The organism is Micromonospora sp. H61, assembly GCF_018070325.1.
GTDB classification, from domain to species: domain Bacteria; phylum Actinomycetota; class Actinomycetes; order Mycobacteriales; family Micromonosporaceae; genus Micromonospora; species Micromonospora salmantinae.
In genome coordinates this window covers 1-14,008 of the sequence record NZ_JAGPXY010000017.1, presented here as the reverse complement: position 1 = coordinate 14,008, position 14,008 = coordinate 1, and the positions used below count along the sequence as shown (strand labels likewise).

9 protein-coding genes and 1 pseudogene are annotated in these 14,008 nt (G+C 70.4%); 4 read left to right on the top strand and 6 right to left on the bottom strand.

Translation table 11 applies throughout. From position 1 onward, the window contains the following. The first annotated feature begins 744 nt into the window (after positions 1-744). A complete protein-coding gene (locus tag KBX08_RS11415; RefSeq protein ID WP_210783126.1) occupies positions 745-1,950 on the top strand; it encodes a hypothetical protein in 1,206 nt (401 codons plus the stop codon). Positions 1,951-3,295: 1,345 nt separating this feature from the next. Here the strand turns inward: KBX08_RS11415 and KBX08_RS11410 are convergent. After that, complete coding sequence (locus KBX08_RS11410) at positions 3,296-3,538, bottom strand: histidine phosphatase family protein (protein WP_210783123.1); 243 nt, start codon at positions 3,536-3,538, stop codon at positions 3,296-3,298. A 192-nt stretch (positions 3,539-3,730) separates the two neighbouring features. Between KBX08_RS11410 and KBX08_RS11405 the strand changes: the two are divergent. Beyond that, positions 3,731-4,741, top strand: a pseudogene (locus KBX08_RS11405) (ATP-dependent DNA ligase); the annotation flags it as partial. A gap of 58 nt (positions 4,742-4,799) precedes the next feature. Beyond that, positions 4,800-6,371 carry an alpha/beta hydrolase gene (locus KBX08_RS11400; RefSeq protein WP_210783252.1) on the top strand — a complete coding sequence of 524 codons (1,572 nt, stop codon included), beginning with the start codon at positions 4,800-4,802 and terminating at the stop codon, positions 6,369-6,371. On the opposite strand, the gene KBX08_RS11395 is transcribed toward KBX08_RS11400, so the two are convergent. Continuing rightward, positions 6,298-6,810: an ion channel gene (locus KBX08_RS11395; RefSeq protein WP_210783121.1), complete on the bottom strand. Its 513-nt coding sequence runs from the start codon at positions 6,808-6,810 to the stop codon at positions 6,298-6,300. The two genes, KBX08_RS11400 and KBX08_RS11395, sit on opposite strands and share 74 nt — an antisense overlap. Before the next feature lie 74 nt (positions 6,811-6,884). Here KBX08_RS11395 and KBX08_RS11390 point away from each other — a divergent pair, with 74 nt between their 5' ends. Continuing rightward, positions 6,885-7,337 (top strand): GNAT family N-acetyltransferase, encoded by a 453-nt coding sequence (locus KBX08_RS11390; RefSeq protein ID WP_210783119.1) that lies wholly within the window; start codon positions 6,885-6,887, stop codon positions 7,335-7,337. A 227-nt stretch (positions 7,338-7,564) separates the two neighbouring features. On the opposite strand, the gene KBX08_RS11385 is transcribed toward KBX08_RS11390, so the two are convergent. From KBX08_RS11385 to KBX08_RS11370, 4 genes are all read right to left on the bottom strand, one after another. Further along, positions 7,565-8,290, bottom strand: a complete 726-nt coding sequence (locus KBX08_RS11385) for an ABC transporter ATP-binding protein (protein WP_210783249.1) — start codon at positions 8,288-8,290, stop codon at positions 7,565-7,567. An 11-nt stretch (positions 8,291-8,301) separates the two neighbouring features. Further along, on the bottom strand, positions 8,302-9,297 hold the full coding sequence (locus KBX08_RS11380; RefSeq protein ID WP_210783117.1) for an ABC transporter ATP-binding protein: 996 nt from the start codon (positions 9,295-9,297) through the stop codon (positions 8,302-8,304). A gap of 1 nt (position 9,298) precedes the next feature. Next, the gene (locus KBX08_RS11375) at positions 9,299-12,007 is read right to left on the bottom strand and encodes an FtsX-like permease family protein (RefSeq protein WP_210783115.1); all 2,709 of its coding nucleotides are present in this window, start codon (positions 12,005-12,007) and stop codon (positions 9,299-9,301) included. Then, positions 12,004-14,008 (bottom strand): FtsX-like permease family protein (locus KBX08_RS11370; protein ID WP_210783113.1); only part of this gene is annotated, 2,005 nt, incomplete at its 5' end. The genes KBX08_RS11370 and KBX08_RS11375, both read right to left, overlap by 4 nt.

Sequence of the window (14,008 nt, the reverse complement as noted above, 5' to 3'; positions counted from 1 at the left end):
GTCCGTCATCCGACGCTCCCGGTGGCCTGTTTGCGATCAGGCCGCCTTTCGCGCCAAAGCGGGACCGCCCCCAACGTCCCGCCGCCCCGAGCACCTTCCCGCCCAGCCCTCTCGGTCGGTGCCTCGATGACATGGCCTTGAGGACGCCGACGTGTCAAGAACCCGCTGGCACGCTTTCACGGGCCGACCCTCGCCCCTTCTTGACATGCTCAAGGTGCGTTGCCTCTCCGAGCGTGTGCTCATGGGGGATGCTGCGGATAGGCAATCCGGGCAGCCACCGAGGTTCTCTGGAGATCATGGACTTTTGGAGAGCGCGCAGATTCTCGGCCTGGCGCTGCGGCTGCTGTCCGACCCGAGTCAGGTAAATCTGATGCGGTCGGTAAACCGGCACCCCGACCAGGCTCGCGAATCCGGCGACGGATCGTCGCACACCGACGTTCACCTCGGGCTCAGGCTCGGGCACGATGACTGCGATGGGACCGTGCCGAAGACGAGCTCTTCGGCGGTGACCTCAGCACGATACCCTCAGGCATTTGCGGTACACCCGACGCGGCCCGCCGCTTCCCCTCGCGGTCCACCATGTGAGGCTTCGATGGGCTCGTCAGATTCCTCGCCCGCGTCTACTCTGGATCGCGAAGGTCAGCCGCCGGTGGGTCAATGGATAGTTAGGCGAACCGGCTGAAACCTCGCCTTCTCCGGAAGGCCGACCAGTGGGGAAGTTTCTAATTTGGGGACCTTGAAGAGATGAGTCGTCGGGCCGACTTTCCGCCAGCAGTTCGCAAGATTATTGCCGAAAGAGCTGGCTATCAATGCTCAGTACTGAACTGTGGTCGTCTCACCATCGGTCCCGCGCCCGACGGTAGCGCGACAGTCCGCACAGGAATGGCCGCGCACATTTTTGCCGCCGCGCCGAATGGGCCCCGCGGGACCGGCGGCCTCTCTCCTGCCGAGAGGAGCGAGCCAGAGAACGGCATCTGGTGCTGCTATACGCACGGCAAGGCGATCGACTCGGAGTCGGGAAGCCTTTATTCCGCAACGCAGCTCAAAGCTTGGAAGCGACTCCATGAGGCCCGGAAGGGCGCAGAGGTCACCGGCGTGGCCTCGGATAGCTACGGGCTCGTCGAGCTGATTAGGATTGATTCGGCACCAGCCTCCTTGGCGGGAAGAACGTTCAACCTCGGTATGCGTAACATCATTACGGGCCCCAACGCTAGCGGAAAATCTGTACTCACTCGCCTCATCGCAAGCGTCTCCCATCCAGACCACGTCGCCAAGATGTCTCGTCGTCAGGACGTCGACATTGCAGTTAAGTGGTTCGATCCCAACAACCACGATGTAGCCACGAGCGGGCGGGCCGGCGAGGTGAGCCATGTTCTGGACGGACGATCGGTGCCCTATGTTGCCAGACCTTACAAAACGATCCTGCTGTCGCTCGACACAGGTGATTCGCTAGAGCACATCGCCAGCCTGGCTCAGATGTTAGATCTGAACATCGCGTCCACAAAAGCTCTGCTGCGCTTGCTTCCGGAGGCGAGCGATGTGATCCGGGAGATCCAGATTGTTGGGGACCGTGTCGAATGGGTCTTGAATCTTCAAGGACGCCTCATTCGAGAGACACGACCAAGTCATCTTCCTGCCTTGCTAAGCGCTCAACTGCTAGTCGAGTTGGCCAGTGCACACGCCCGCCACCACGCCCGCGTAGAGCCGACCTTCCTGCTGATCGACGGACTGTTTGGCAGGTTCCACGACATGAACGTAGTTCGCTCGACGTTGGAAAGGCTTGAGTCGGCGGCAGAGCATGCACAGGTTGCCGTGGTCACTGCATCCCGTCAGGTAGCCGACTGCGCCACGGACTGGACGATCGCCGAACTTGAAGGCGGACGTGGCTCGGAGTTCAGGTGCCCAGTTGATTTCGAGGTCCAGACGACGCTTGACATCCCTGGCCGCTGATCCCAGCAGTAGCGGCACCCGGAGATCAGGGAGGATCAGGGGAGGTGCCAGCGGTTTCATCGTTGGCGTCCTGGCCGGCACGGGCTGCGTGCTTCGGCGCCTCGGGCCAGCAGTACTCGCAGCATGATGATCCACCATGCTCTGTCAAATCCGGCACATGCCTGACGACCTAGCGGAAAACTGCGGGACATCGTCAGCCGGATCGCTCACGAGATGCTCGGACGCCCGCCACGACGTACTCCAGCACCCAGCGCGAGCGATGCGGCAGGTTCTTCCGCGTCGAGCGCCCGGAAGCCTGCCAGCATCGTTGACCTTCGTGCGGCCATCGACGCCCTCCTGCGAACCGCGAGCGTATAAGTGCCGTCTCATACTCGTTTCAGCGAAGCTGCTGCTAGCGTGGAAGGCGCAGGACGCTCGAGCCTGGGCTCCCGCGCCCGCCTTAGGGCCCGCCGCGAGCGGGCCCTTCGTGCACTCCGGTTCGGAACCCGTAGGTCCAAGTTCAAAGCCGTTGATGGCAGCGGAACGGCAGGATGGGTCCGTGCCGAACAACCGCCCGAATCGGTGCAGCACCACCTGCGCCGGCGCTCGACACGCACACCACCGAGCATTGGCCGCAGCTGCAGGTGCAGGTGCAGGTGCAGGTGCAGGTGCAGGTGCAGGTGGCCATAGGGGATCGCGCCGGCGACGAGGCCGCGCGGCGGCGGACGATGTGCCAGGCCAGCGTACGCCGGAAACGAGACGCGGCGACCGGGCCGTGCGGGTCCGGTGGGATGCGCTAGCCAAAGCCCCTGGCGTCCCAGTAGGCGTTGACCCAATCGATCAGTGTGGCCGTGTCTCGGGCAGTCGCGCCGTGGCAGCTCAAGGTCGCTGGCTGGGCATTCCAGGAAGTCCGAGAGCCACCGGCATCCGCTGTTGGAAACGCGTTCATAGACCGCTGGGCCGACTGCGTCGCCCGTGCAGCAGAGGGAGACCCGGCGTTTGCCGAGAGCCCTCTAGAGGATCAGCCGGAGAGGAGTTGGCGAAATTAACGCCACGACCGGGTAACCAGGGGTATGACACCCCGGCACTGGAAGGCGAAAGACCATATCTTAGCGCCCAAGATCCTGCCGCAGGTTGCCGTCGAAGGGCAACGCGACGGCAACACCAGCAGTATGGGCGCAGTCCGGGATGAACGGTCATCGTGAGTCGCGCGGCGGTAAAGTGCAACCTGTGCCAGCCGCCGTGGTCCAACACCGGGGCCAGCAGAGTTTGAAGACGCCCGCGAACGAGGACAGAAGCACCGGGATGACGTCACCAAGCGAGCAGAGGACGACGTTGCCACCCGATTGGGCCGCACCCAGCTTTGTCATTGCGCCCAGTGCTCTACCAGCAGTCCAAGCACCACCGACCGCTTCACCCATCGGTGCGTACACCCCGGAGCCCACTCGCTGGTCTCGCCGAAGCTGGCCGGCTCGTAGAGCTCTGGACGCTCGCTCAATGACAGCCCGGATTTCGCGGACAGCGGTTCCATGGTCTGCCGACAGCGCAGCGTCGGGCTCGTGTAAATCGCGTCGATCGATCGCGCCTGCCAGAGCCTGCGCTTGTTCATGGCGGAGTTGGCTCAGTGGACGGAACTCGTGGTTCCCGGTCCAGGATCACGGGACGCTGACGCACAGTGAGGAAACAGAGTGTACGTAATCTCCGTGTCGTTAAGCATGGGCCACCTTACGAAAGGACCTTCACCAACCGACCAACGTGCTCCGTGGCGATCACCGTCCGGGCCGGAGTTCAGTCAACAGACCGGTGCATCGTGTTCCGCGACGGCGACGAGGTCGAGTTGGCCAGCCGGGGCGGCAAGTCGATGACCCGCTACTTCCCCGAGGTGGTCGAGCAGGCCCGCCGGCAGTTGCCGGAGCGCTGCGCTGTCGACGGGGAGTTGATCGTGATTCGACGCGACGGGCCGAGCGGCCAGCCCCGGCTGGATTTCGAGCTGCTGGCCCAGCGCGTCCACCCGGCCGCGTCCCGGGTGAAGATGCTGGCCGAGACCACCCCGGCCGACTTCGTCGCGTTCGACCTGCTGGCGATCGGTGACGAGGCCCTGCTCGACCAGCCCTACCCGCGCCGCCGGGAGCGGCTGGTCGAGGCGCTGGCCGGGGTGCGCCCGCCGGTGCACGTCACCCAGGTCACCACCGACCCGGACACCGCGCGGCGCTGGTTCGACGTCTTCGAGGGCGCCGGGCTGGACGGTTTGATCGTCAAGCCGGCCGACCTGCCGTACGAGCCGGGCAAGCGACTGATGTTCAAGGTCAAGCATGCCCGCACCGCGGACGCGGTGGTGGCCGGCTTCCGCTGGCACAAGTCCGGCCCAGTGGTGGGCTCGCTGCTGCTCGGCCTGTACGACGACGCCGGGGTCCTGCACCACGTGGGCGTGAGCGCGTCGTTCAGCATGACCCGCCGCGCCGAGTTGCTCGACGAGTTGGCGCCCTATCGGGACACCGGCGGCGAGCACCCGTGGGTGCACGGCGACCACGAGCGTGGCCAACGCATCCCCGGTGGGGTCAGCCGGTGGACCGGCACGAAGAACCTGGAGTGGGAGCCGGTGCGCCCCGAGTTGGTGGTCGAGGTGGGCTACGACGCCATGGAGGGCGAGCGGTTCCGGCACACCGCGCAGTTCGTTCGGTGGCGCCCGGACCGCGACCCCCGATCCTGCCGCTACGACCAGCTCGACCGGCCGATCCGCTTCGACGTGGACCAGGTGTTGCGCGGCGACCCGGCGGCCACCGTGGACCGAGCCGCCACCGGCTCGGCGTAGCCTGGCCGTCGACCCGATTCCGGAGGACCACGTGACCCGCACCGCCGACCAGCCTCGGATGGCGTCCAGCCGCCGGGTCCGTCGCACTCTGGCCGCCTTCGTCGTCGCCGCGCTGCTCACCGCCGGTTGCACGCTGCCGGCGTTCGCGCCGCGCACCGAGGTGGAGGGCGCGGCCGCCCCGACCGGCAGCGCACCGAACTGGCGGCCCTGCCCGGAGGTGCCCGACGAGTTGGTCGGGCGGAGCGCACCGAACATGCGCTACGAGTGCACCCGGATCGCGGTGCCCCGTGACTGGGGAACCGGCGGCGGGGCGAGCGCCGGCCCGGGCGCCGGGCAGACCTTCGAGATCGCCCTGCTGCGCGCCCGGTCCACCAAGCAGCGCGACCGGGTGGGCTCCTTGGTGATCAACCCGGGCGGTCCGGGCGGTTCCGGTGTCGACACCGCCGTCTACCTCTCCTTCGGCTCCCAGTTCGGCGGGCTGCCCGCCTCGATCACCGAGCGCTTCGACATCGTCGGCTTCGACCCGCGCGGGGTCTCCCGGTCCAGCCCGGTCAAGTGCATCTCCGACGCCGACCTGGACGCCAGCTTCGGTTTCGACCCGGACCCGACGAGCCAGTCGGCATTCGACGGCTTCGTCGGCCTGAGCCAGCGGATCGGGCGCGGCTGCGGCGACCGCTACGGCGACCAGTTGCCGCTGTACGGCACCGAGCAGGCCGCCCGCGACATGGACGCGGTACGCGCCGCCGTGGGCGACGACAAGCTCACCTACCTGGGCTACTCGTACGGCACCCTGCTCGGCGCCACGTACGCCCAGCTCTACCCGCAGCGGGTGCGGGCGCTGGTGCTCGACGGCGCTGTCGACCCGCAGCAGCGACTGGTCGAGGGCTCGGAGAGCCAGGCCCGCGGCTTCGAACGGGCCTTCTCCAACTTCACCCGCTGGTGCGCGGCGAACGCCGGCCGCTGCCCGATCGCCCCGGACGCCCGCGCCGCTGTCACCTCGGCCATCGACAAGGCCAAGGTCTCCCCGGTACGCGGCGACGACGGGCGGGAGGCCACCGCCGGCTGGGTGTTCTACGCCGTCATCTCCTCGCTCTACACCGAATCAGGCTGGCAGGAGCTGGCCCAGGCGATCGACAAGCTTGCCGAGGGCGACCCGAAGGACGTGTTCCGACTCGCCGACGCGTACGCCGGCCGGGAGGACGACGGCCACTACTCGAACCTGTTCGACGCCAACCTGGCCATCAACTGCGCCGACGAGACGGAGAAGCCGAGCCGGGAGCAGATCCGACGGTTGCAGTCCGAGTGGCGCGGAAAATACCCGCTGTTCGGGCCGGCGTTGGCGGTCGGCATGCTGAGCTGCGTCGAATGGCCGGGCGGGCGTGACCCGTACCCGACCGGGAAGGCGAACGGCGCACCGCCGATCGTGGTGGTGGGCACCACCGGCGACCCGGCGACACCGTACGAGCAGACCCCGCGGCTCGCCTCGATGCTGGGTGTCGGTCGGGTGCTCACCTGGGAGGGCGAGGGACACACCGCGTACCCACAGACGTCCTGCATCACCAACGCCGTCGACGCGTACCTGATCGACCTGACGGTGCCACCGGAGGGGCAGCGCTGCCCGGCCCGCTGACCGGCTGGGTCGGCGGCAGTGGGGGCAGATCGATCCCCTGCCGGGCGGCCAACTCCTCCAGCAGCGCCCGCATCCGGCGCACGTCGGCCTTGAGCTGCTCCTGCTCCTCATGCTCGAAGGCGTTGTCGTCGACGATGAGCCGGCTCGCGAAGTGCGCGGTGATCAGCGGGATGACCAGCAGCACCATTGTCGAGATGAGCAGCGCGGCCAGTGTGCGGCCCGCCCAGGTGGTCGGCGAGATGTCGCCGTATCCGACGGTGGAGGCGGTCACCACAGCCCACCAGACGGCGTCGGCCGGGCTGCGATCCTCGACCTCGCCGTAGATGACCCCGGCGACCACGATCATCAACAGGTACGAGGTGATCAGCGTGCGGGGCGAGTTGGCGAACCACACCAACGCCTGGTACACCCAGCGGAACGGCAGTAGCACTAGCTCCATGCCGCCCCATGCTGCCCGCTGCCCGCAACCGGCACAGGCCCATTCGCCGGTTTCGCTGTGCCAGGATCACCGGCATGAGCGACGTGACCTACCGGGAGGCGGTCCGGGATGACCTGCCCGCCGTCATCGCCCTGCTCGCCGACGACGTCCTGGGCAAGGCCCGCGACTTCACCGAGGTCGACGAGGCGTACGAGAGGGCGTTCGCGGACATCAGCGCCGATCCGCGCAACCAGCTCATCGTGGCCGAGCAGGATGGCGAGATGGTCGGCTGCCTGCAGATCACCTACATCCCCGGCCTCGGTCGGCACGGCGCCGAACGGTCCCTGATCGAGTCGGTCCGGGTCCGCTCCGACCAGCGTGGTCAGGGGCTGGGCCGGGAGCTGATGACCTGGGCCATCGACCAGGCTCGCCAGCGTGGCTGCGCGCTGGTGCAGCTCACCACCGACAAGACCCGCGAGGACGCGCACCGCTTCTACCTGGGCCTTGGCTTCAAGGCCAGCCACGAGGGCATGAAGCTCGCACTCTGACCAGCGGCGCTGACGTCTCGGGCGGCCTCCGCTACTGCTGGACGGACGCTTTGGAGCTGATGTCGCAGACGAGTCACCCGTCCGGCGATTCGTTTACGACATCAGCTCCAAAGCGAGCGCGGACCGCCATCGGCCGCCCAGCGTCCCGAAGGGAGCCGGCGCCCTACGTCACAGTTGTAGGCTCCGGCCGTCGCGGGGCACCGTCGACAGCCCGCCCTCCGGCGGGGTCAGCCGTCGACCAGGCGGCCGTCGCGCAGGACGAGCACCCGGTCGGCGAGGTCGATCAGGGCCGGGTCGTGCGTGGCCACCAGGGCCGTCATGCCGCGGGCGTGCACCACCGCGCGCAGCAGGTCCATGATGGATCGGCCGGTCTCCGAGTCGAGCTGACCGGTTGGTTCGTCGGCGATGAGCAGGTCCGGCTCGTTGGCCAACGCACGGGCCACCGCGACCCGCTGCTGCTGGCCACCGGAAAGCTCGTACGGGCGCTGCGCGGCGTGCCCGCCCAGGCCGACCAGTTCCAGCAGCACCGCCACGCGCTCCTCCCGCTGCGCGGCCGGCACCTGCGCCAGCCGCAACGGCACGCCCACGTTCTCGGCGGCGGAGAGGATCGGCACCAGCCCGAAGGTCTGGAACACGAACCCGACGGTGCCCCGGCGCAGCCGCAGCAGCTCCGCCTCCCCGGCCGAGGTGACCTCGTGCCCGGCCACCACCACCTGGCCGGTGTCCGGCCGGTCCAGCCCGCCGATCAGGTTCAGCAGAGTGGTCTTGCCGGCCCCGGACCGACCTCGGATGGCGACCAACTCGCCCCGGTTGGCAGTGAACGACACGTCCCGCACGGCGTGCACGGCGTGCTCACCACGACCGAAGGTCCGGCTGACCCCACTGACCCGGACCACCTCGTCGGGGTGCACCGAGGGTGCACCGCCGAAGCCGGCCGCGCCGGTCACCACCATGTTCTGCCGGCTCATGCCCGCGCCCCCCGCTCGTCCGAGGCCCGGTTGCCGGGCCGTACCTGCACATGGTCCGGCTCCAGGTCGAGCCGGACCCGCTCCTTCAGCGAGAGCGCGTCGACGAACGCGGCGGGCAGCTGCATCCGACCGTTGCGGTCCAGCACCGCGTACTCCTCGCTGACCAGTTCGGTGTTGCCGTCCGCGTCGATCCGCGCGGTCCGGCGTACCTCGGAGGCGGTCCGGCCGTCGCGGATCGCGACGGTCCGGCGGACCTGTGTGGCCACGGCGTGGTCGTGGGTGACGACCACGATGGTCACGCCCAGTTCCGCGTTGATGGTGCGCAGCGCCGCGAAGACCTCCGCGCCGGTCGCCTCGTCCAGCTCACCGGTCGGCTCGTCGGCGAAGAGCACCTCCGGGTCGTTGGCCACCGCCACCGCCACCGCGACCCGCTGCTGTTCGCCGCCGCTGAGCTGCCCCGGGCGCCGGTCTGCGCAGTAGCCCACACCGACCAGGTCGAGCAGTTCCCGGGCCCGCTCCCGGCGGGCCTTGCCGCTGCGCTTGCCGGCCAACTGCATCGGCAGCTCGACGTTCTCCAGCGCGCTGAGGTACGGCAGCAGGTTGCGGCCGGTCTGCTGCCAGACGAACCCGACCAACTGCCGGCGGTAGCTCAGCCGTCGCTTCGCGGAGAGCGAGAGCAGGTCGTAGTCGGCCACCCGGGCGATCCCGGCGGTCGGGGTGTCCAGGCCGGAGAGGATGTTGAGCAGGGTCGACTTGCCCGAACCGGAGGCACCGACGATCGCCACCAGCTCACCCCGGTCGATGACCAGGTCGAGCCCCTGCAGGGCGACCACCTCCACCCCCTCGGTCTTGAAGATGCGCACCAGGCCGTCGCAGACGATGTGCCCGCGTAGGCGGTCCTGCCCGCCGGCCCGCTCGGCGGCGCGTTGCGCTGCCCGCTGTTGCAGGGCGGCCAGGTCAGGCACCAGTGGAGTCTGGGCGGTAGCGGTCATCTCAGCTCTCCTCTCCGAGCCGAAGCACCTCTCCGAGGCGCAACCGGCGGTTGTTCAGGGCTTCGACGGCGACCGCGAAGCCGAGGGCGACCGCCCCGAGCGCGAGCACCGCGGCGACCAGGCTGGGCTCGAAAGCCACCCGGACCGGCACGCCACTGGTGAACGCGGACAGGCCGAGCACCGGGTTGAGCAGCAGGGGCAGCACCGCACCGACCAGCGCGCCGGTCAGCACCGACACCGCGACCAGCGGGGTCAACTCGACCAGCAACAGCCCTCGCCACTGCCGGCGGGACAGGCCGAGGGTGCGCAGCCGGGACAGCACCTGGCCCCGGGCCCGCGCGCCGGCCAACACGGTGAACGCGATGGCCAACAGCCCGAGCACTGTGCCCCCGGCGGCGCCGGCCACGAATCCGAAGGCCAGCACCCCGTTCGCCCCGCCCTCGCCGAGATCCCGGCGGACGTCCGCCCGGGTGTCGACGATGACCCCGATGATCCGTTCCCGACCGGTGACAGTGCCGTCCCGCTGGTAGCGCTCCTGCCCCTGGTCGCCGGCGACGCGCAGCGCCTCGGCGTCCAGCGAGTCCCCGGCGATCAGCAGGCTGGTCGGCACGGGTGTGGTGGTACGCGTCGGCAGGGCCTGCCAGGGCAGGATCACGAACCGGCTGGCGTTCGCCGCCAGCATCGGGAAACCGTCCTCCGTGCCGGCCACCCGGAACTCGTACCGCTGGCCCTGCACGGAGATGAAGGCGGAGTCGTCCAGCCCGGCCTTGGCCAGGTCGGCGGCGACCGCCGGTGAGACGATCGCCGGCAGCGGCAACGGGCCGGGCCCGGCGGTGCGCAGCGCGGCCGGAATCGACAGGTCCACCTGGGAATCGTGGGCCACCTTGTCCAACCCCGGGCCGTCGACCAGCAGCACGTCCGTCTGCCCGATGAAGGCGTCGGTGCCGACAGCGTCGGACGCCAACCGCTCATCGTCCTCGTACAACACCCGGGTGACGGCCCGGACCCCCGGCAGACGGCCCAGCTCGTCGATGGTGTCGGGTGCGAAGCGCTCCCCGCGCATCACCGCGTCGGCGGGCACGATCTGCGCGGCGGCCCGTTCCCGGCTCGCGTCGACGCCGGCGGCCACGACCGCGCAGAACGCCGCGGTGCCGATCGCCAGCACCACCACGACCAGCGGGGCGGCGACCGCCGCGCGGCCGGCGCGGGCCGTGCCGAGGAAGGCCACGCTGCCCCGGGTCCGCGCGGCAAGCCGGCTGACCAGCAACAACGGCCAGGGGTACGCGCGCAGCGCCAGCACCGCCGCCGCGACCGCGAGGAGCACCGGCACCGACACGAGCAGCGGGTCCACCTCGCCGAGGGTCAGGCCACGCCGACGCAGCAGCACCGCGGCGAGCCCGGCCAGGAGCAGCAGGGAGACCTCGACGGTGAGCCGACGGGCCGACGGCCGCACCCGGATCAGGTCCCGGCGCCCCGCGCCGCCGGCCGGTACGGCCAGCGTCGCCAACGGCAGTGCCAGCGTGACCAGCACGGTCACGCCGATGACGTACGGCGTGGTCGGGTCCGGGGCACCGGGGAACAGGGTGCCCAGCCACCAGCCCAGCACGGCGGCGACCGGCACCACCAGTACCGACTCGGCGAGGCTACGCCGGGCGCCGGCGGTGGCCCCGCCGCCCCGAGCGCGCAACAGCGCGAACTCCGAGCGACGTCGTCTGATGGCGAGGCTGGCCGCGAGCACGATGAGCCCCGCCAGGGTGGCCAGGACGCCAGCCGCGATCACCGCGAGCAGGGTCCGGACGGCGTCCATCTGGGCGGCGAACGCGCGCAACGGAACGTCGGCGCCCTGGGTCAGGGTGATCCCCGTCGGCTGGTTGCGCTGCATCACCTGAAGGCCGTCGATCATCTTGTCCAGCTCGCGGGCGTCGATCCGGTCGACGCCCAGTCGGTACCGCCAGTTGGACTGGATCGGCCAGCCCTCCGCGGCCCGCTTGTTGAGGGGCGACTGCGCGACGACGCCGACGATGACGAACGGCTGGCCGTCACCCTGCGGTTCGATGATCCGCAGCAGCTGTGGGAGCCCGTCCCAGATGCCGTTGGCGCGGTCGACGGGGCGGAACAGCCCGGTCACCACCAGCGGCACACCGTTGATGAGTCTGCCCTTGTCATCGGTGTTGCCGATGCGCAGTTGGCTGCCGGCGCGCAGGTTGAGCTTGCGGGCCACGTCGACGTCGAGCGCCACCTCGATCGGCCGGTCGGGAACGTAGGTCTCGCTCGGCCACGCCCCCTCGACGAGGGTGCTGGCGCCCTGTATGTCGGGCATGGCCCGCAGGCCCATGTCGACCAGCAGGTTGCGGGCCGCCAGGTCCGGTCCGACCACGCGGGCCTCGGCGGTCTCGACGCTGTACCACCGCTCGGTCACAGCCGTTCGCACCGGCGGCGGCATCTCCGCGGCCAGGGCGTCGAACCGTTCGGCGGCGTCGCCCATCGCCGTCCGCCGCGACGTCGCGGGCTCAAGGCTGGTGGTGTACGAGATGTCCCGGCGGGCGGCCGGCTCGCTGTTGAGTTGTGCTCGCAGCCCCTGTTCGGCGAGCCGGTTGACCAGCCGGGGCACTCCACTGATCAGCAGCGTGACCACCAGGGTCAGCACCGCCAGCAGCAGGAACTGCCCCCCGTACGCCCGGACCCGCCGGACGGCCGCCCCGACGCTCATCGTTCTCCCCCGATTCGCAGCTGTACCGCCGCCACCCGCTGACGGATGCCGGTGGCGATGAACGCGCTGAAGGCGAGCGCCGCCAGCAGCAGACCGACAGCGGTCAGACCGATCGGCACCCAGGGCAGCACGAACGCCGCCGGGGGTGTCGGCCGGCCGGCGGCCGGGGTGAGGATGACCAGTGGGGCCATCGTCGCGCCGACCGCGGTGCCGAGTAACAGCCCGACGCCCACGCCGATGCCGGCGAGGAACGTCTGTTCGGCCAGCAGCGCCCGGGCCATCAGCCGGGGCGTGGCGCCGAGGGTGTGCAGGACCGCGAACTCGCCGAGCCGACGCCGGGCGGTGGCCCACACGTCCACCATCAGGCCGACGAGGGCGAGCAGCACCGCGCCGAGCGCGGCGGCCAGCATGCCGGTACGCGAGCCGCGCCAATACGGGTCGTCGGCGGCCGCCTCGATGGCCGCCTCCCGGTTGAGCACTGTGACGCCCGGGAGCGCGCTGACAGCCTGGGCGGCGGCGTTCGCGTCGGCGGCGCCGACCCACCATTCCGGTACGGGTCGCACCGCGCCGCTGCTCCGGATCATCGCGTCGACAGCGGCCGGCAGGTCCAGCAGGACGCCTTCGCCGGTGGTGGCCGGCACGGCGTCCAGCTCGCCGACCAGGTGCACCGGCAGCGTCGCCCCGGACAGGGTCAGGTCGACGGTGTCGCCGACGCGCAGGCTCAGCGCGTTGCGGACCCCGGAGGTCATCAACACCGGTACGGGCTTGTTGTCTCCGCCCGCCACGACAGCGAACCGGGTGGGCGGCTGGTACGCGAACTGCCCGCCGGGAATCACCTCCACGGCGTGGACCGCTGCGAACCCGGCCCCGGTGGTCTGCACCGGCGTGGAGTTCACGCCGGGGGCCGTCAGCGCCCAGCCGCCGCTCAGCTCGGCGGGTCGGGTCGTGCCGTCGCCGTTGACCACCGCCAACCCGTCCAACTGGAGTCGGTAGGCGTTGCCGGCCGCCAGCCCGCCGTCGGCTTCGAACCCGGCCAGCCGCAGTCGCGCACCGCCCAGGTCGGGCAGTTGTACGGAGAACCGGGTGGCCCGGCCGTCACCGTCGGCGTTGGCCGCCGGCAGCCGCAGGGCAAGCCCGTCGGGGGTGGTGACCAGCAGCGTCACCGCGACCTTCAGCGACCGGGCGGCGTTGCTCACCGGGGTACGGACCGTGCCGGTGATCTCACGCGCCCCGGCGGGCAGTTCGACACCGGCGGGGGCCCCGCGCTCATCGATCATGCGCTGGTACTGCTCCGACGCCGATCCGTCGCCGAGGCGGTCGGCGAGCCGGACGACGCCCGGGGCGCTGGCCGGGTCGACACCGATCACGGTCGCCGGCAGGTTCTCCCGTCCGACCCGGATCTCGTCGCGCCACGCCGGCAGTACCCGGTCCACGCTCGGCAGCGCGGCGAGTTCACCGGCCCGGTTCGGGGGGGCGCCTCCGGTCCGTTCGGTCACCCGGAGGTCGGCGCCGACAGTGTGGCCGGCCTGCTCGACCTGGGACCGCTCGCCGGTGCTGATCAGCGACCAGGCCAGGGTGCTGCCGCCGACGGCGAGGGCGAGCAGCAGCACCGGGCCGGCGTGGGGACGCCGGCCGGCCTGCCACATGCCGAACATGGTGGCGGTCCAGGGACGTCGGTCGACGAACCGCTCCGCGAACCGGGTGAGCGGCGGGAGCACCCGCAACGCCAGTACGGCACCGGCCAGCACGCCGAGCGTCGGGGCGGCGACCAGCAGCGGGTCGAGCCCGAGCTGACCACCCGAGCCGGCCAGCGGGGAGGCGTACCGGCGTAGCTGCACCCAGGCGAGCACGGCGAGCGCCACGAGCACCAGGTCGACGCTGGCACGTTGGACGCTCGCGGCCCGGTTCGGCCGGGATCGGGCCGCCATGTCGGCGACGTACGTCCCGGCGCCACGCAGCGTCGGAAGGACCATGGCGACGAGGCAGCCGGCCGCGGTGGCC

Bases quoted from the DNA above. Each gene is read 5' to 3' on its own strand.
- KBX08_RS11395 (WP_210783121.1), bottom strand. From the start codon at position 6,810: ATGGAGCTAGTGCTACTGCCGTTCCGCTGGGTGTACCAGGCGTTGGTG.
- KBX08_RS11415 (WP_210783126.1), top strand. From the start codon at position 745: ATGAGTCGTCGGGCCGACTTTCCGCCAGCAGTTCGCAAGATTATTGCC.
- KBX08_RS11385 (WP_210783249.1), bottom strand. From the start codon at position 8,290: ATGGTGGTGACCGGCGCGGCCGGCTTCGGCGGTGCACCCTCGGTGCAC.
- KBX08_RS11375 (WP_210783115.1), bottom strand. From the start codon at position 12,007: ATGAGCGTCGGGGCGGCCGTCCGGCGGGTCCGGGCGTACGGGGGGCAG.
- KBX08_RS11410 (WP_210783123.1), bottom strand. From the start codon at position 3,538: ATGAACAAGCGCAGGCTCTGGCAGGCGCGATCGATCGACGCGATTTAC.
- KBX08_RS11390 (WP_210783119.1), top strand. From the start codon at position 6,885: ATGAGCGACGTGACCTACCGGGAGGCGGTCCGGGATGACCTGCCCGCC.
- KBX08_RS11400 (WP_210783252.1), top strand. From the start codon at position 4,800: ATGGCGTCCAGCCGCCGGGTCCGTCGCACTCTGGCCGCCTTCGTCGTC.
- KBX08_RS11380 (WP_210783117.1), bottom strand. From the start codon at position 9,297: ATGACCGCTACCGCCCAGACTCCACTGGTGCCTGACCTGGCCGCCCTG.